This window comes from Enterococcus sp. LJL128 (assembly GCF_056924295.1).
The window spans coordinates 1-16836 of the sequence record NZ_JBXPBP010000006.1; the positions used below are offsets into that span (position 1 = coordinate 1).

Annotated in this window: 18 protein-coding genes; 5 read left to right on the top strand and 13 right to left on the bottom strand. The window is 39.4% G+C overall.

Annotated elements, in window-relative coordinates:
* Positions 1-647 (bottom strand): transposase (locus AC1Z3K_RS08980; RefSeq protein ID WP_461732512.1); only part of this gene is annotated, 647 nt, incomplete at its 3' end.
* Between the two features lie 260 nt (positions 648-907).
* On the opposite strand from AC1Z3K_RS08980, the gene AC1Z3K_RS08985 reads away from it, so the two are divergent.
* Positions 908-2380 (top strand): polysaccharide deacetylase family protein, encoded by a 1473-nt coding sequence (locus tag AC1Z3K_RS08985; protein ID WP_461732513.1) that lies wholly within the window; start codon positions 908-910, stop codon positions 2378-2380.
* 128 nt (positions 2381-2508) lie between these two features.
* Here the strand turns inward: AC1Z3K_RS08985 and guaB are convergent, their stop codons facing one another.
* The 8 genes from guaB to rsmG form a co-directional block, all read right to left on the bottom strand.
* Positions 2509-3993, bottom strand: a complete 1485-nt coding sequence (guaB, locus tag AC1Z3K_RS08990) for an IMP dehydrogenase (protein WP_461732514.1) — start codon at positions 3991-3993, stop codon at positions 2509-2511.
* 294 nt (positions 3994-4287) lie between these two features.
* A complete protein-coding gene (locus tag AC1Z3K_RS08995; protein WP_426083027.1) occupies positions 4288-4971 on the bottom strand; it encodes a DUF1129 domain-containing protein in 684 nt (227 codons plus the stop codon).
* Positions 4972-5337: 366 nt separating this feature from the next.
* Positions 5338-6438: a redox-regulated ATPase YchF gene (gene ychF, locus AC1Z3K_RS09000; RefSeq protein ID WP_426083029.1), complete on the bottom strand. Its 1101-nt coding sequence runs from the start codon at positions 6436-6438 to the stop codon at positions 5338-5340.
* Between the two features lie 92 nt (positions 6439-6530).
* Complete coding sequence (locus tag AC1Z3K_RS09005; RefSeq protein ID WP_426083250.1) at positions 6531-6713, bottom strand: DUF951 domain-containing protein; 183 nt, start codon at positions 6711-6713, stop codon at positions 6531-6533.
* 160 nt (positions 6714-6873) lie between these two features.
* Positions 6874-7407 (bottom strand): hypothetical protein, encoded by a 534-nt coding sequence (locus AC1Z3K_RS09010; protein ID WP_461732515.1) that lies wholly within the window; start codon positions 7405-7407, stop codon positions 6874-6876.
* A gap of 194 nt (positions 7408-7601) precedes the next feature.
* Complete coding sequence (locus AC1Z3K_RS09015; protein WP_461732516.1) at positions 7602-8495, bottom strand: ParB/RepB/Spo0J family partition protein; 894 nt, start codon at positions 8493-8495, stop codon at positions 7602-7604.
* Complete coding sequence (locus AC1Z3K_RS09020; RefSeq protein WP_426083034.1) at positions 8488-9252, bottom strand: ParA family protein; 765 nt, start codon at positions 9250-9252, stop codon at positions 8488-8490. Before AC1Z3K_RS09020 ends, AC1Z3K_RS09015 begins: the two co-directional genes overlap by 8 nt.
* Before the next feature lie 18 nt (positions 9253-9270).
* The gene (gene rsmG, locus AC1Z3K_RS09025; RefSeq protein WP_461732517.1) at positions 9271-9987 is read right to left on the bottom strand and encodes a 16S rRNA (guanine(527)-N(7))-methyltransferase RsmG; all 717 of its coding nucleotides are present in this window, start codon (positions 9985-9987) and stop codon (positions 9271-9273) included.
* A gap of 235 nt (positions 9988-10222) precedes the next feature.
* Here rsmG and AC1Z3K_RS09030 point away from each other — a divergent pair, with 235 nt between their 5' ends.
* Positions 10223-10822 carry a DUF805 domain-containing protein gene (locus AC1Z3K_RS09030; RefSeq protein WP_426083036.1) on the top strand — a complete coding sequence of 200 codons (600 nt, stop codon included), beginning with the start codon at positions 10223-10225 and terminating at the stop codon, positions 10820-10822.
* A 168-nt stretch (positions 10823-10990) separates the two neighbouring features.
* On the opposite strand, the gene AC1Z3K_RS09035 is transcribed toward AC1Z3K_RS09030, so the two are convergent.
* Together AC1Z3K_RS09035 and AC1Z3K_RS09040 are read right to left on the bottom strand one after the other, a co-directional pair.
* On the bottom strand, positions 10991-11425 hold the full coding sequence (locus AC1Z3K_RS09035; protein ID WP_461732518.1) for a GNAT family N-acetyltransferase: 435 nt from the start codon (positions 11423-11425) through the stop codon (positions 10991-10993).
* Positions 11426-11453: 28 nt separating this feature from the next.
* Positions 11454-12017 (bottom strand): hypothetical protein, encoded by a 564-nt coding sequence (locus AC1Z3K_RS09040; RefSeq protein ID WP_426083040.1) that lies wholly within the window; start codon positions 12015-12017, stop codon positions 11454-11456.
* Between the two features lie 158 nt (positions 12018-12175).
* On the opposite strand from AC1Z3K_RS09040, the gene AC1Z3K_RS09045 reads away from it, so the two are divergent.
* Positions 12176-12517: a PadR family transcriptional regulator gene (locus AC1Z3K_RS09045; protein WP_461732519.1), complete on the top strand. Its 342-nt coding sequence runs from the start codon at positions 12176-12178 to the stop codon at positions 12515-12517.
* Positions 12517-13080 carry a DUF1700 domain-containing protein gene (locus AC1Z3K_RS09050; protein ID WP_426083044.1) on the top strand — a complete coding sequence of 188 codons (564 nt, stop codon included), beginning with the start codon at positions 12517-12519 and terminating at the stop codon, positions 13078-13080. Before AC1Z3K_RS09045 ends, AC1Z3K_RS09050 begins: the two co-directional genes overlap by 1 nt.
* A 306-nt stretch (positions 13081-13386) precedes the next feature.
* Here AC1Z3K_RS09050 and AC1Z3K_RS09055 read toward each other — a convergent pair whose 3' ends face one another.
* Positions 13387-14358 (bottom strand): ribose-phosphate diphosphokinase, encoded by a 972-nt coding sequence (locus AC1Z3K_RS09055; RefSeq protein ID WP_426083046.1) that lies wholly within the window; start codon positions 14356-14358, stop codon positions 13387-13389.
* Between the two features lie 387 nt (positions 14359-14745).
* On the opposite strand from AC1Z3K_RS09055, the gene AC1Z3K_RS09060 reads away from it, so the two are divergent.
* Complete coding sequence (locus AC1Z3K_RS09060) at positions 14746-14934, top strand: hypothetical protein (RefSeq protein ID WP_426083047.1); 189 nt, start codon at positions 14746-14748, stop codon at positions 14932-14934.
* A 124-nt stretch (positions 14935-15058) separates the two neighbouring features.
* Here the strand turns inward: AC1Z3K_RS09060 and AC1Z3K_RS09065 are convergent, their stop codons facing one another.
* Positions 15059-16645, bottom strand: coding sequence for an LPXTG cell wall anchor domain-containing protein (locus tag AC1Z3K_RS09065; protein WP_461732520.1), 1587 nt, complete (start codon positions 16643-16645; stop codon positions 15059-15061).
* Positions 16646-16836: the final 191 nt, after the last annotated feature.

Below are 16836 nucleotides of genomic sequence, written 5' to 3' on the forward strand. Positions count from 1 at the left end.
AATTGTTCTTCTGTTTCCTGTAACTCCGCTTCTAAATGATGAGCGATTTCTTCCAGCTGATGGCTCGTCAATCCGTCGGATTGCTGTTCTTCTTTCAGACAAGGTAAGATTTCTTCTTGATAAAGGGCTTGATAAAAGGCGTTCGATTTTTCATCTAAAGCAGCTTCATAGCGATTCGTTGCTTTCCGCCAGACAAAGCTAAACTTGTTGGCATCTGCTTCGATTTTTGTGCCATCGATAAAAAGGGCTTCATTATCGATGACTTGATTCGTAATCAGCTGACGACGAAATAAAACAAAGGCTTCCTCTAACAGACCTGCCGTTGTCTCCTGACTTCTGAATCGATTAATGGTGCGATAGCTGACTTGTTCGTGGTTCGCTAACCAGCGCATACGATAGCTGTCATCCAACAGAAATTCCATTTTCCGACCAGAAAAGACACGCTGAGTATACGCATACAGAATAATTTTTAATAGCATCTTCGGGTGGTAGGCCGGTCGGCCTAATTGTTCTTCTAATTTATTAAAGAGTGCTTGCGGCATTGCTTCGACTAAGGCATTGACTGCAAAAGCGACGTCAGTTTCAGGAATAAACTGTTCCAACTCTAATGGTAAAATCGTTTGATTGATGGTATAATCTTTAAACATAAAAGCACGCTCCTTTTGATTGGGTTTGGTCACTTTAATCATACAAGGCTGTGTGCTTTTTGTGTACCCTAAAATTAAAAAAGTAGGACAATAATCAGATTTTCTTCTGACTATTGTCCCACTCCCTCTTTTAAGCACTCTATGAATGATAGCTCTCTCATTCTTTTTTCAATAATTTCTAAGTACCCAGCTTCTCACTTTGATGCTGAAAACCACCTGTGTTAAAGTTAAACTATCATAATTTGTAAAGGACGAGCCGAATGGAACCAACCAATCATCGACGAGCAACTAGAAAGCAGCGGAGAAAGCTTGACGAAAAGGGAAGTTTGAGAAAAAAGCTTCCTGCTTTGTTTCTTCTGACAACGACTGTCTGTGCTGCCTGTATGGGATATTATCTATCACAGATAAAAAAACAAACTACTAATGCTCCATCAAAACAGGCCCAACCTGCCCAAACACCAGAGCAATTGTTAATGGAAAAGATTGCCGCAGAACAGAAGCAGCTTGGAAATGTCGAAAATAGCAGAAAAAAACTAACTAGTCATATTCAACAGTTAATGTATCTTCCTGAAGTTTTTGATTCATCTGATTCTCAACAAGCACTCTCTGCTTTATTATCAGAAGCTGCTGAACAAATAGATAATTCGGTAGATACAAAGCTGGTTGGCTATCTAACTACAAGCAGCTCTTTTGGAAAAATTCTTGTTGCCACTCCAACAGTGACTACCTATCAGAGGAAGGGAGACATATGGACAAGCAGTTCTGTTCTTTCCGGGACAGCGGTCTACAAAAATAGGCTGACATTAAATACACCAACTTTGTCTGAGCTTTTTCAAAATCCAGATGATTTATCTGCTGTTCAGCTGGTTATCAAGCAAAAACTACTTGAAACTGTCTCAGATAGTTCGGAAATGATTGATCAAATTCTGAGCTTTCCACAGGTCTCAATAGAACAACAGCTTATTGCTTATTCTCCTCAGGAAATTACTATTTCTCTGCCTGAAAATAGTTTAGATGTGAGTGAACTGACAATTCCATTAGTCGAAATCCTGCCGTTTGTTGATTCAGATTTTGTCGATCCCAACATTATTCACGCCCAAGCTATTAAACCTTTGGAGCCGAATAAAAAATATATCGCTTTGACCTTTGATGATGGGCCAAATCCGATAACTACACCTCGGTTACTGGATATTCTAAAAGAAAAACAAGTAGTAGCTTCCTTCTTCTTACTGGGACAAAATGCTGCAAAGCAGCCGGATTTAGTTCACAGAATGAGTTTAGAAGGCCATGAGGTTGCCAGCCATTCCTATTCTCATCCTAAATTGACAGGATTAACTCCTGATGCTATTCGTGCTGAAATTTATGCTGCAGATGAAGCAATTTACGAAGCAACAGGGAAGCTTCCCCGAAGTTTCCGTCCGCCCTATGGCGCTGTAAATAAACAGGCTGCCGAAATTATCAATCGGCCAATCGTTCAATGGTCGGTCGATTCAGAGGATTGGAAAAGTAAAAATCAAGATAAAATCGTGAAGCGAATAAAGGAAACCAGCTTCGACCGTTCAATTATTCTTATGCACGATATCTATGAAGAAACTGTGGATGCTGTTCCTAAGGTCATTGATGAGCTGCGGGCAGAGGGCTATGAAATCATTCCTGTCAGCAGACTGTTGCCGCCGAAAAGACTTCCTGTTCATATGTATTTTGGCAATAAAGATGAAGCCGTTACTCAATAAACAACGGTTCAAAAGCCACATCTTAGCAAACAAACCGGACGATTTTGAAAATGGCTCCATGCATTTTCAAAATCGTCCAGTTTGTTTCTTAAAGCAAAACCTTTTTAGCTCTGCCTTTTTCTCTTACTTTATTGTTCTACAGAGTAGTTTGGTGCTTCTTTTGTAATTTGCACATCATGAGGGTGAGATTCTTTTAATCCGCTGCCGCTCATTTGAATAAATTGCGATTCATCACGAAGCTGTTTCAGATTACCTGCACCTACGTAGCCCATACCGGATTTTAATCCGCCGATCATTTGGAAAATGATGTCTGCTACACTGCCTTTGTATGCTACACGGCCTTCGATTCCTTCCGGCACTAACTTGTTGGCTTCATTTACACCGCCTTGAAAATAGCGGTCGCTTGAGCCTTTTTCCATAGCCCCGAGAGAACCCATGCCGCGGTATGTTTTGAATCTGCGGCCTTGATAGATTTCAAATTCTCCAGGAGATTCATCTGTCCCGGCAAGCATGCTTCCTAACATTGCTGCATGTCCGCCCGCAGCCAATGCTTTCACGATATCTCCGGAATATTTGATTCCTCCATCAGCAATAATAGCTTTACCGTATTCACGTGCTACAGAAGCCGCATCATATATAGCAGTCAGCTGAGGCACACCAACACCGGCCACTACACGAGTCGTACAAATTGAGCCAGGCCCAATTCCTACCTTCACGACATCAACACCTACATCATATAATGCTCTGGCGCCTTCGCCGGTAGCGATATTTCCAGCAATCAACGTTGCTTCCGGAAATGTATCGCGGATTTCTTTAATTTTACGGATAACCCCAGCACTATGTCCATGCGCCGTATCGATGACAATCGCATCCGCTCCAGCTTCAAGCAATGCTGCTGCACGTTCAAAGGTGTCGCTTGTTACACCCACTGCTGCAGCCACAAGCAAACGGCCATGTTCATCTTTTGCCGCATTTGGAAACTCAATAACTTTTTCGATATCTTTAATAGTGATTAATCCACTTAACCGGCCTGCTTCATCAACAATCGGCAGTTTTTCAATTTTATGCTGCTGCAAAATCTTTTCTGCATCTTTTAGAGAAGTACCAACTGGGGCTGTTACTAAATTATCTTTAGTCATGACCTCTTCAATCTTGATTTCGTAATCTGTCACAAAACGCATATCACGGTTTGTAATGATTCCGACCAGCTTACGGTTTTCCATCGTTTCAACAATCGGTACGCCGCTGATCCGATATTTGCTCATCAATGCTTCTGCTTCAGCAACCGGTCTTGATGGAGTTAAGAAAAACGGATCCAGAATAACGCCGCTTTCAGAACGCTTAACCTTACGAACCTCATCCGCCTGCTGTGCAACGCTCATGTTTTTATGAATGACACCTAATCCACCCTGACGCGCCATTGCAATCGCCATCTTACTATCTGTCACTGTATCCATGCTTGCACTGATTAAAGGAATATTCAACTTGATATTTTTTGCCAGCTGCACACTCATATCCACTTCATTTGGTAGTACATGACTTTCCGCCGGAATCAGTAAAACATCATCAAATGTAAGTCCTTTTTTCGCAAATTTCGTTTCCCAGTTAGACATTGCCTAGACCACTCCTCTATTTAATTTTATTTATGAAAATAACAGATTCCGGAAGAGAAGTCAACCCGATTTCCTCGTTTATGAAATATTTCAGCAAATTTTTCATAACATTAGTTATTTCTCATTTTCCTATTATCTGTTTGAAAGAAACAGATGCCTTGTATCCTACAAAATAAGTTTATTATTTCTAAAATGAAAAATAAAGCAAGAAGCATCTGACACGAACAATCGCGTATCAAATGCTTCCCGCTTTTTAAGCTATTTAGTAAAACATTAGTTTTAGCTTTATTTACATCAGCGTGCAAGACTGCTCTGCATATTGTATCTCTTTTTCAAGAAATGTCTTGCTACTAACACCAAGGCACCGATGATAATCATTACAGTAGGGTCCAACACAGGGTTGATTGCCCGCGGCAGCAAAGCTGAACCTGCGAAGGCCAAAATCCATAGGAACATCGCTCCTACCATAATCGCACCTGACTTCAGGAAGCCTGGACGCTGTGATTTATCTGCACCCGGCCGGTCATACTGATAAACATATTTGTACATTAGATAAAGAACATAGCCCCCGATTGTTGCTCCGGCGATCAATGTAATCAGTCCGAGCTGCTGTGTATTCTTTTTGAAAAACATACTGGTCAGCGACATCATAATTGCCAATGCTCCCATCAGAAGCATTGCGTTATCCAGCCACATCAAAAGCGGTGTAGCCTCACTTTTTTTCGCTGGTTTACTTAAGATAGACTCTGTTCGTTCAGATACAGTGCCGAAAAGCTGACGCGCAGTCTTCCCGCTTTTCTGTTCCTCTACCATCACCGGCAGAATTTCATGCAAAGCCAAAGTTTGTTCCTGTTCTGAAAGATTCGCCGCATTTAAGGATTTTTTCAAATCAAAGATATACTGTTCATTTCTCTTTGTTAATTTTTGCTCTAACTCTCGATTCTCAGCGACAATTGCCTGCAGTTTTTCTGGTTCCATTTTACTTTATCCCCCTAATCAGCTAACGCAAAACAAACTTTACCCATATAAACCCTATCAACTAGTCTTACTTACTCGTTAGGATTTATGTCTATGTGATATTTTATCATAAATTCGATAAAGAAAAACCGTTTTCTTACAACTATATAAATCCTGTAAAATTTTTTAACAACGAAAAGCTGCCAGTTCAACTCGTATAGGTATATCTAGTCGAGCGGTAAGCACTGTTTCCATAAGAAATCTCTGAAGAAACTAGGCTATTTCTTTTGAACCACCAGAACTCATTGCCTCAATAAAAGCTAGTTTGAGCCAACAAAAGAATTGACCTCTTATCCCAAACCTTTTATGGAAATTATATAGATAAAATTAGACATTGAAACGGAAAAGCATGACATCCCCATCTTGAACAACATATTCTTTTCCTTCTAAACGGACACGACCGGCTTCTTTAGCGGCCTGCATATTTCCATACTTGCTTAAATCCTCATAAGAAACAGTTTCTGCCCGAATAAAGCCTCGTTCAAAGTCTGTATGGATAATTCCTGCGGCCTGTGGAGCTTTGATTCCTTTACGGAATGTCCACGCACGCACTTCCTGCTCTCCAGCAGTAAAATAGGTAGCCAAGCCTAATAAGTCGTATGCTGCCCGAATCAGCTGATCCAAACCAGAAACTTCTATTCCCAAGGCTTCTAAAAACTCGGCTTTATCTTCATCGTCCAACTCGGCTATCTCTTCTTCTGCACGGGCACAAACGACAATTACCTCTGCATTTTCATTCGCTGCAAAATTACGAACCTGCTGGACATACTTGTTGCCTTCAGAGTCGGCCACTTCATCTTCTGCAACATTTGCTACATACAAAATGGGCTTAGTCGTCAATAGAAATAGACTGCGTACGATTTTTAGCTCTTCTTCATCAAAATCGATTGTTCTGGCAGATAGTCCTTCTTCTAAGACTGGTTTAATTTTATCTAGAACAGCCAACTCTGCAACTGCAGCTTTGTCTTTTGTTTTAGCGATTTTCGCGATACGGGCATGACGTTTACTGACAGAATCCAAATCAGCCAGCACTAGTTCAAGATTGATTGTATCAATGTCGGCTAACGGGTCTACGCGGCCTTCTACGTGAGTGATGTTCTCATCATCAAAACAGCGGACAACGTGACAAATTGCATCAACTTGACGAATGTGACTTAAAAACTGATTTCCCAGGCCTTCACCTTTACTGGCACCTTTTACGATTCCGGCGATATCGGTAAACTCGAATGTTGTAGGAACAGTTTTCTTTGGTTTGACTAACTCAGTCAGGCGCTGCAGACGATCATCAGGAACTTCTACCATTCCAACGTTAGGATCGATTGTTGCAAACGGATAGTTTGCCGCTTCTGCTCCCGCCTTTGTAATTGCGTTAAAAAGAGTAGATTTCCCTACATTGGGCAAACCTACGATACCAGCTGTTAATGCCATTTTCTCACTCATCCTTTATATCTATTCTTTACTGTACTTTAATTCTCGGTAATTGATACAAACAGCTGCAGCAATTACTTTTATTATACTACCTATGCTTTCTTTTCCAGCACTTTTTTCATTTTCTTTTCAAAATCCCGCCTGCTCATCATGACAATATGCTGGCAGTTCATACACTTGATTTTGATATCTGCACCCATTCGAATAATCTCCCAACGGTTCGTCTGACAGGCATGAGGTTTTTTCATCTCTACAATATCACCTAAATCATACATCTCATAATGCCCCTTTCCAACAGTTTGATTCTTAATAAGCATACAGAATTGTTCATTTCTTTTAAAAATAAAAAAAGCAGACATGCTTACAATACCATTTTTTCTTCTAAGTGGCAAAATCTATTTTCTTATTTTTGATAAAATTTTAAGCTGGCGGCTGCTAATAGTCCAATTGTTTCAAGCGTAAAAGAACGGTTCCCTGACTAATCTTTTTAATATAGTAGAGACGAATAATTCTACGGCTGATTTCCTTATCCACTTCGTCTCCTTTTTCGAACAGGTCAAACAAGCGGTTAAACAGAGGCTCCAGAACAGAAGATGAACCACCACTGCCTAGATCACCCCCTAATCTTTCTGTATCACTCAACTGGCTCTTTTTCAATGTAATAATTTCAACGGCCAATTCCCCGGTAACTAAAATTTCATCTGTTTGTTTCCTAAGTGCATTCAACAAAGTGGTCCGGTCACTAACTTCGATTCTCTGCGCCTCGTACTGTAATACACCTTCCTGCTGCAGTGTCTGTGCATAAGCATACAATGCTAGTGCGTTCTCTAATGAGCCCTTACGAAAATCTGCCTGACCATTTCTAAGCTTACCAATCATTTGCCGGGAAAGTCCCGTAGCTAAAGATATTTTGTAACTGCTGACTGTTGATGCCAGCAGCTGTTCAATCAACTGCGTTTCCAGCTTCATAATCTCGCTCCCTTTCGTTTGTACTCATTATAACGTAAATTACAAATTACGTAAACTGCATTTTACTATTTTGATTTTAAAAAAATAAGTCCCGACACGAATCACTCTGAAGCATCCACCCAAAAGTTAGATTTTAGTCTAACTTTTGGTTAGGAGCGCTTCTCTTCGCACAGAGCCTTATTTTCAGCATAATTTTATTCTTCATCAAACTGGATGCTTAATATATCCAAAATTCTAGCTAAATCAGACTGGGAAAGATACTCAATTTCAATCTTTCCTTTTCCTTCCTTTTCCTGAATGACAACTGTTGTGCCAAATTTATCCATTAAACGGTCTTCACTTTCCCGAATATAGTATGGCTTTTCCTTAACCGCTTTTTTCGTTTGCCTTGCAGATTTTTTTCCTTCATTTTCATTTAGGTCGTTAACCATCTGCTCCAGCTGACGTACAGTTAAGCCTTCTTTTACAGCACGGTTTGCCAATGCTAGAATTTGCTTCTTATCTTTCAGACCGAGTAGCGTGCGGGCCTGTCCCATAGACAATGTTTCCTGCTGTACCAATTCTTTTACAAGCCCCGGCAATGTTAAAAGTCTCAGATAGTTAGCAATGTACGGCCGGCTTTTACCTAAACGCTCAGCTACTTCTACTTGCGTTAGTTTTAGGTTTTTCATCAGCATGTCATACGCTTCTGCTTCTTCCAGCGGATTTAAATCTTCCCGCTGCAGATTTTCCAGAACTGCAATCTGCATCATCGCTTCTTCGTCAAATTCACGGATAATTGCTGGAATGGTTTCTTTTTCCGCTAACTTAGAGGCTCTAAAGCGGCGCTCGCCTGCAATAATCTCGTAGCCCTTGACTGTTGATTTACGAACGATGATTGGCTGAAACACACCCGATTGTTTAATCGAATCAGCGAGCTCGCTTAGCGAGCTTTCATCAAATGTCTTTCTCGGCTGATAAGGATTCGGCCGCAGATCATTTAGGGAAATTTCAACAACTTCTTCTTTCTTTACATCCACTTCTTCTAAGCTGGCAAAATCTTGAAACAATGCATCAATTCCTCGGCCCAGGCCTTTTCCTTTACTCATTATTATTCAACACTTCCTTTGCTAAAGATAAGTAAACTTCTGCTCCCCGCGACTTCGCATCATAGTCAATAATTGATAAACCGTGACTCGGCGCTTCTGATAAACGAACATTTCTGGGAATAATCGTGTCATATACTTTTTCACGGAAATATTTACGTACTTCTTCGACAACTTCTGCTCCCAGATTTGTCCGGGCATCATACATGGTTAATAGGACGCCTTCAATTTTCAGTTCCGGATTAAAATGCTTCTGAACCAAACGAATGGTATTCAACAGCTGACTCAAGCCTTCCAGCGCGTAATATTCACATTGAACAGGAATCAAAATAGCATCGCTGGATGTAAATGCATTAATCGTTAAGTGCCCTAATGACGGTGGACAATCAATTAAAATGTAATCATAATCTGCTTTAATTTCCTCTAATGCCGTCTTCAGTCTGGATTCTCTAGCCATCATTGAAGTCAATTCTATCTCTGCACCAGCCAGCTGAATGGTCGCAGGAACAATATCCAAATTTTCTCTGGTTGTCTTCAAGATCACGTTGTTCAACGGCTCATCGTTTACCAGCACGTCATAAATATCATGAGCAACATCTGGTTTTCTAACACCTAAACCACTAGTTGCATTTCCCTGTGCATCAATATCAACTAACAAAACCCTTTTTCCGTAGTAAGCAAGACAAGCACCCAGATTGACCGTAGTAGTTGTTTTCCCTACTCCTCCTTTTTGGTTCGCTACAGAAATAATTCGTACCATGTATTCTGTTCCTCCATCTTATTTGATTGGCTGTTTATTTGGTAATCCTGGTTTTCTAGGATATTTATTCGGCGTTTCCTTTTTCTTCTGAATAACGACAATATGACGTTCATCCTGAGTAACAGGCAATTCAAAAGAACGTTCTGCTTCGATTCGACCGCCTAAAAGAGCAATGGCTTTCTTCGCTTCCTGTACTTCCTCATCGCTTTTTGATGCCTTTAATGCTAGAAAATACCCGTCTTTTTTGACTAAGGGCAGACAAAGCTCAGCTAGAACATTTAAGCGAGCGACAGCACGAGCTGTTACGAAGTCAAACGACCCTCTAATTCCATTTAGTCTGCCAAAGGTCTCTGCACGGTCATGGTATAGAGACACGCCATCCAGTTCAAGCTCCTTTGTTAGATGCGTCAGAAATTTAATCCGTTTATTCAATGAATCGACAATTGTAACGTCTAAATCCGGAAAGACGATTTTCAAAGGAATACTTGGAAAACCCGCACCAGAACCAACATCGCAAATTTTTCTGCCAGACGAAAAGTCTTCGAAAAAAGCCAGCGAGACAGAGTCGTAAAAATGCTTCAAATACACTTCTTTTTCTTCTGTAATTGCCGTCAGATTCATCTTGCCGTTCCATTCGGTCAATAGCTGATGGTAACTGGCGAATTGAGCCATCTGTTTATCTAATAATACAATTCCTTTTTCTTCTAACAACTGTTTAAATTCTTCTGGTGTCATATTTTTCCTTCCTAGCGTGAAACACAAAAATGTTTCACAATTTTCTTTCTTTACTTTAACGTAAATAACTGTTTCATGCAATGGTTTTGACGACTTTTATCCCCATTCTTAATTTGCTCTGATAATGGATTAAAAACAAAGGAGGGTAGACTGGGATGAATAGAAAAATACCTTGTAAGTTACATGAAAATAATGATAGAATGAAATATATTATAAAAAGGGAGTTAAAAAAATTATGGCTAAAATCAATCAAAAGCCCGGACAGGTTTCTTTTTTCCAGGCAATCAAGGATTTCTTTGTGGGCTATGTGGACTTTAAAGGACGCACAACTCGCGCAGGTTATTGGTGGGTGACACTTATCTTATCTATTGGAGGGTTATTGGCAGGTTTTGCGATTATCGGAAAGGTTTTTTCACTAATATTCGAAATAGCAGATATGTATGATTATAATGGCTACATGTATGAAGATGAAGCCGGACGACTAGTTGCTCGTTTTCTAACAGACTATTTAGGACTTTTCATTTTATTGTTCATCATAAGCTTAGCACTATTTTTACCTTCACTTGCAATTGCAGTCAGAAGATATAGAGATGCTGGATTACGCGGAAGGGGTACTCTTACGCTATACATCACTTCAGTCGTGATTGGTCTTCTTGGTGTTGGTAATTATTCTGCTTTCTTGGCATTGATTTCTTCAGCAATTTCAATCTTCTTCTTTGTATTAACACTGCTGCCGACTGATTCTCTGGTCGTAACGAGTCAAAATAGTGTAATGCTGTTCTTCTTCCGAACAAAGAACGAAGAGCCCAAAGAAGATGAATGGCTGGATTATTAACAGAAACAATTAGTTATCGGTTAATCCCTATTCTATAAAGCTCTAGTTTTTTTAGAGCTTATCCATTGAAACAAATATACCTGAAGGAAGACGGCGCAGCCATTTTTCTTCAGGTATATTTTATTGTTTATTATCAATGAATCGTGTATGGACTGATATCAGCTGCTATTAGCTTTTCAGCGTCATATCAACATGAGGGATATCGTCTTCCAAATAAACCTCTGAGCAAACCTCAAAACCAAAGTTTTGGTAAAACCCAATAGCGTATTCCTGTGCCCCAAGAGAAACTGGTTTCTGCGGAAATAATCGTTGAACTTCCTTTAGGGCCTCGGTCATCAGCTTTTCACCGTATCCCTGGCCTCGATATTTTTTCGGCGTCAGCACTCTGCCGATTTGAATCCCTTCGGCAGTTTCAATGATTCGAGCATAACCAGCTATTTCTCCCGCCTGTTCCAACCAAATATGCCATGCCTCAGCATCCAGCTCGTCGACTTCCTGATATGGGCACTGCTGCTCCACTACGAATACTGCGATTCGGGCAGCCATAATCTCCAGCAATTCCGTTGTTGTTAATGCTTCAAGCTGTTTTATTTTATACGCCATTTTCCTTCCTCCATCTATAAGTTATTTATTATTCCACATTAAACTTCTCTATCCTGCGCTGATTACAGTCTATCTCATATAAATAGGGAATACTGTACACATAGACAATATCATAACGTAGCTTCTCCTGTACGGATGATAAATGCTTCAGTAAGCTAACAATATAGGATTCATCCTCCCAAAAAACGAAAATGAATAGATTGTTTTCCGTGTATAAGGTGTAGTTGCCATTCTGAAGCTTTTTCAATTTATTGTCGTAGGCTTCGGTTAAATTGAATAGGCTACCCCAATTTGCTAAGGAAATGCCTACCATTTTTTTTGATCCATCTGGAAGCTGCAGCTTCATTCGCAGAACATCTGTGCCATATTCTGCTTTTAATCTAATTAGCAGATCCTGTTCGCTTTCATCTGCAGAATAGCTCTTACCTAATGCATGAAGGACGCCTTCCTTTAACGACTGTGTTACCTCCACGCCAATGCTTTGAGAAGGATTTTGAATGTCAGGCTTATCCAGAACAAGCGCCTGCTCATATTTTTCAGGAAAAACTGCTTGTAAAATCTCTAATGCTCTTCGTTCATCCGGACGTTCCATGTCACTAATTCCCCCTCCATTTATTTCTTATTATATACCATATCAGCGGTTACTAGGTAGAAGCTTCTGCAATAAAACTACGGTCTTCTTATAAAAAAATCAAAAGTCTCTTGAAAAAAATCATACTGTGTTATACACTGTACTGTGTGAGGTGCATTATGAATATAGATGATTGGAAATCTCAGGTCAAAAGAGGAACTTTAGAGCTTTGTATACTTTCGCTGCTTTCAAAAAAAGATTTTTACGGCTACGAACTAATTGAAGTTCTCGGGAGCTGGAGTATCGTTTCTGCTAATGAGAATACGATGTATCCTTTACTGCGACGACTTACAAAAGAAGGCTATTTAGAAAGCTATTGGCAGGAAAATAATGATTTACCAAGAAGAAAATATTACCATATTACTGATTTGGGGATTCGTTATTTAACCGAAATGACCGTTTTATGGAAAACCCTAACAAAATCAGTCAACGATATTCAGAACTATAAGGAGGAATTTTAATGAATGAAAAAGCGACCCATTATCTTCAGCAGCTAAACCGATATCTCGGTCGGCTGCAGGATCAAGAGAGAGTGGATATACTAGAAGAAGTGGAAAGTCATATTTTTGAATCTGCTAACAATGGTACTGATATTGATGCTATCCTAGAGACCTTAGGAAACCCTAAAGAGCTAGCCAGCTCATATATCAATGAATCTGTATTAAAAAATGGCTCCTTTAATTTGAATAACCTGATGAAGCTGGTAAAATTCTATTTTATTACTGGATTTTCCGGCATGTTTATCATCCCTTGTATTGCGATTACCTCAGCTGTTTTTTATCTTTGCTCCTTCGTTTTGCCCTTAGCTGTAGTCATCAAAATAGTCGCACAATTTTTCGGCTACTCGCTGCCAATCGCTGTTTTAAATTTCGGCTTCTGGCAGGCGCCAGACTTTATCGCTTTGCCAATCTGCCTTATCGTAAGCGTGCTGCTGTATATTAGCAGCAAAAAAATGTGGCAATGGCTAAAAGACTATCTTTTTTCTGTTTCAGCAGCACACCGCAAAATTAAAAATCTGAGCTAACGCTAAAAAACGCATTGAAATCCATGGATTTCAATGCGTTTTTTAATTTGCTTAACAGAGTTTGACGTAGGACCTTTATCATAACATTAAGCATATAGAATGAAACTAATATTCGGACAATGATTGATGGTTACCTTCTGTAGGTCTGACTTGATTATTTACAAAAAATGAGTGAGGTACAACTCATTGAGTCATATCCCACTCACATGGAATCCGTATAAACGGTGGGCGCAGTAGCACATACCAGCATTTAACTGCGACGAGTAATCGCAGAAATTAAACACTTCTGTCCCATCCTATTTATTTTTAACGGTTTTTGGTTTCAAATAATGGGCTGACAGGTTTATTTTCATGGATACGTTTAATTGCATCCCCAATCAGTTCCCCTACACTGACTTCATCAATTTTATCGATTTTGCGGTCCTCTGATAAATAGATGGAGTCTGTTACTACTAATCGTTTAATTGCAGATTCTTCAATACGTTCTAATGCTGGTCCAGACAAAACAGGGTGTGTACACGATGCATACACTTCCTTCGCTCCGGCTTCCTGCAACGCATTAGCTGCTAGGGAAATTGTCCCCGCTGTATCAATCATATCATCAATCAAAACACAGATTTTTCCTTCTACTTGACCGATAATATTCATCACTTCAGCTACATTGGCTTTAGGACGGCGTTTGTCTATGATGGCGATTGGCGATTTCAAGTACTCTGCCAATTTACGGGCCCGAGTTACCCCACCGTGGTCTGGGGAAACTACTACTACATCATCCCCTTTGATTCCTTTTTCCATAAAGTAATCAGCAATCAATGGCGCACCCATCAAATGATCCACTGGAATATCAAAGAATCCCTGAATCTGTACTGCATGTAAATCTAATGTCAACATTCTTGTGACCCCTGCTTTTTCGAGCATGTTTGCAACCAGCTTCGCAGTAATCGGCTCCCGAGCACGTGCTTTACGGTCTTGACGGGCATACCCATAATAAGGCATCACTACATTAATTGTTTTAGCACTTGCGCGTTTCAGTGCATCTACCATAATAAGTAGCTCCATCAGGTTATCATTAACCGGGCTGCTTGTTGATTGAATCAGGTACACGTGAGATCCACGGATACTCTCTTCAATATTGATTTGAATTTCTCCGTCACTGAACTGACTGACAGATGACTTTCCTAATTCCACACCTACTGCTTTCGCAATTTTCTCCGCCAACGGACGATTTGAATTAAGAGCAAAAATTTTCAATCTTGGATCAAAATAATGTTTTGACATTTGGACCTCCACTTTCTATTACTAAACAATAGTTTCCTTTTAAATAGTAGTCACTTTTCGCAAATAAATCAAGTAGTTTTCCTATAGTAATAGTAAATTATCATGAATATTCCGTCTTTAAACCGTTTTACCTATTTCTATAAAACTTTCACAAACCGTCCCACCGATTTTCTCACCGTTCAGTTTGGCTTCGCTGTTATGAAAAACGCTGAATCCAAGAGTGAAAACGCTTACTTATTCTATATTTTACGCCTGACAATTTCTGTTGTACACTCTTCCGCTTTTAAACCCTTAGACATTCTTCAAAATCCGTCTAAAAGGCAGAGGGTATCGTTTGATATATATGCAGCATGTTACGATAATGGAAACAGAAAGAAATAGGAAAGGATGATCTGTAGGTATCGAAGTAATGGGAATTATGAAGCTTTCGCCCGCCCCAAAAAACCAGAAGGTAATGGGAAGAAGCTCAAAGATATTCCAGTACCTTGGCTAGTTAAAATTTGGGGAAAGAAAGGTCTTGAAAAAGCTCAAGGTACCATGATTATTGAGCTTCTTGAAGAGGCTGGCTTGATTTAGAACAGCTAAAAGAGAGCTAAGTTAGAGGGAAAATCTAACTTAACTCTCTTTTGATTAAACTATAAATTAATTTGTAGGCTATCTCTAAATGTTCTTTGGCATTTTCCGTCGAAAATAAAGTAACTTATCTTTCTGCCGTTATTCGATACTTACAATAAATAACATAGGCTAACAGCACAACTGAAAAACCTAGATAAACATTAAAAGCCTCACTCTGTTCGCCAGTTTTTGGAAGCTCCTTTCCACTAGGTTTCGTTCCGTCATCGGTTGGCTTAGGATCAACAATTGTAACTGTTATCTGATGATACGTAAGAATGTCTGGTATTGCCAGCTCTGTTCCTTCGGGCAACGTATTCGCAAGAGCAGCTAAGGTTTTTTCAGAAGGCATATGTGCCACCAGCAGATTAACTTTTCCTGATTTTAAAGCCTTCCAGTTTCCGTTTTCATCTACTGAGATAAACTCATTACTTTTTTCCAGATAAAAGGTACCATCATTATTGGCAATCCCTTCAATCGGATTTGCATTTAGCTTACCTGTCTCGCCAACCACTGCTTCAATCGCTGTTACATCAAACCCTGTAAAGATATCGATAATTCGAGCTTGATTTTCTGTCACATTAACTTTGATGACTTGGGTAATTGCCCGGGTTACGAGCTCCTTATCTGGATGTTTTTCTTTAATCGCCTTTATAGTGTCCTCAGATAACTCAAAATTCAACACAAATTCGGTAGTTCCTGGTGCAAGTGCCACCCATTTTCCATCTGTTCCTATTTTGATAATTTTTTCATCATGCCCTGAAGCTTCAAATGTACCTGTAACTTCATCTATTCCAGCAATTGATTCTACAAGAATTTGACCAGAAGCATTCACTTTTGCATCAATTTCCGCGATATTAAACGACGGTGCAACATCTAGCGTATCTGACGCATTAATTTGTACATCAATCGTCCTTACAATTGCTTTTTCAATTAATTTTTTCCCGGGATATTTTTCCTGAATTTTCTGTAGCGTTTCTTTAGATAAAGTAAAACTTAGTGAAAAGCTTGTACGTCCAACTTCTAGTGCAGTCCAGGTACCATCATCAGCAATCTGAATAATTGATTCATCATGTCCTATCGCCTTGAATGTACCAGAGATATTGGTTATCCCAGCTATTGGTTTCACAGATAATTTCCCATTAGTATTAATAATCGTATCAATTTTCTCTAAATCAAATTCGGGTGTAATATCAATAAACTCTTCTTCAGGCAACACAGTTACTTTAATTGTCTGGGCAGTGTCGCTCAAAATAATTTTCTTATCCGGATAATTCTTTTGAATTTCTGCCATATCCTTTTCTGAAAACTCAAAATGAATAGTTAATTCCGTTTCTCCAACTTGACGAGCTGTCCATTTTCCTTGCTCGTCAACTGTTAAAAGAGACGAATTATCAACAACTACACGTAAATGCTCGACTAAATTAATATTTTTTCCTAAATCCATAGACTGTAATTGTAATTGTCCGGTAGCTCCGACAGTTACTAAGAGTTCTTTTTCAACAACACTTGGCAGTATATCTAAGGTCTCTTCATCAGTCACTTTATTATAAAAAGACACTTCCTCCTTCAGTGAGGAATCACCCTCTCTTCCTTCAATTTTATTACTACTCATCGCCCAAAAACAACTAACAACCGCGAGACTAGTAATTAGCCCATACTTTATTTTTTTCATTCTATCCCCTCCCTAAAATTATTCTAGCATATAATTCTTTTGTTTCGAGTCCTTCTTTTAATTAAATTTAAGAAAAAGATCAAAATTCTATTCAGAAAACGTTATATTTTTGCTAGAATAAGCCTGTAGTGTAAAAATAACAAACTAGGCAAAGGAGCGTCAGTTTTGTGAAAAAGACAGGGAATGCATTA

Excerpts from the sequence above, each read along its gene's own strand:
- AC1Z3K_RS08985 (WP_461732513.1), top strand. The coding sequence starts at position 908 with ATGGAACCAACCAATCATCGACGAGCAACTAGAAAGCAGCGGAGAAAG.
- guaB (WP_461732514.1), bottom strand. The coding sequence starts at position 3,993 with ATGTCTAACTGGGAAACGAAATTTGCGAAAAAAGGACTTACATTTGAT.
- AC1Z3K_RS08995 (WP_426083027.1), bottom strand. The coding sequence starts at position 4,971 with ATGGAACCAGAAAAACTGCAGGCAATTGTCGCTGAGAATCGAGAGTTA.
- ychF (WP_426083029.1), bottom strand. The coding sequence starts at position 6,438 with ATGGCATTAACAGCTGGTATCGTAGGTTTGCCCAATGTAGGGAAATCT.
- AC1Z3K_RS09005 (WP_426083250.1), bottom strand. The coding sequence starts at position 6,713 with ATGTATGATTTAGGTGATATTGTAGAGATGAAAAAACCTCATGCCTGT.
- AC1Z3K_RS09010 (WP_461732515.1), bottom strand. The coding sequence starts at position 7,407 with ATGAAGCTGGAAACGCAGTTGATTGAACAGCTGCTGGCATCAACAGTC.
- AC1Z3K_RS09015 (WP_461732516.1), bottom strand. The coding sequence starts at position 8,495 with ATGAGTAAAGGAAAAGGCCTGGGCCGAGGAATTGATGCATTGTTTCAA.
- AC1Z3K_RS09020 (WP_426083034.1), bottom strand. The coding sequence starts at position 9,252 with ATGGTACGAATTATTTCTGTAGCGAACCAAAAAGGAGGAGTAGGGAAA.
- rsmG (WP_461732517.1), bottom strand. The coding sequence starts at position 9,987 with ATGACACCAGAAGAATTTAAACAGTTGTTAGAAGAAAAAGGAATTGTA.
- AC1Z3K_RS09030 (WP_426083036.1), top strand. The coding sequence starts at position 10,223 with ATGGCTAAAATCAATCAAAAGCCCGGACAGGTTTCTTTTTTCCAGGCA.
- AC1Z3K_RS09035 (WP_461732518.1), bottom strand. The coding sequence starts at position 11,425 with ATGGCGTATAAAATAAAACAGCTTGAAGCATTAACAACAACGGAATTG.
- AC1Z3K_RS09040 (WP_426083040.1), bottom strand. The coding sequence starts at position 12,017 with ATGGAACGTCCGGATGAACGAAGAGCATTAGAGATTTTACAAGCAGTT.
- AC1Z3K_RS09045 (WP_461732519.1), top strand. The coding sequence starts at position 12,176 with ATGAATATAGATGATTGGAAATCTCAGGTCAAAAGAGGAACTTTAGAG.
- AC1Z3K_RS09050 (WP_426083044.1), top strand. The coding sequence starts at position 12,517 with ATGAATGAAAAAGCGACCCATTATCTTCAGCAGCTAAACCGATATCTC.
- AC1Z3K_RS09055 (WP_426083046.1), bottom strand. The coding sequence starts at position 14,358 with ATGTCAAAACATTATTTTGATCCAAGATTGAAAATTTTTGCTCTTAAT.
- AC1Z3K_RS09060 (WP_426083047.1), top strand. The coding sequence starts at position 14,746 with ATGATCTGTAGGTATCGAAGTAATGGGAATTATGAAGCTTTCGCCCGC.
- AC1Z3K_RS09065 (WP_461732520.1), bottom strand. The coding sequence starts at position 16,645 with ATGAAAAAAATAAAGTATGGGCTAATTACTAGTCTCGCGGTTGTTAGT.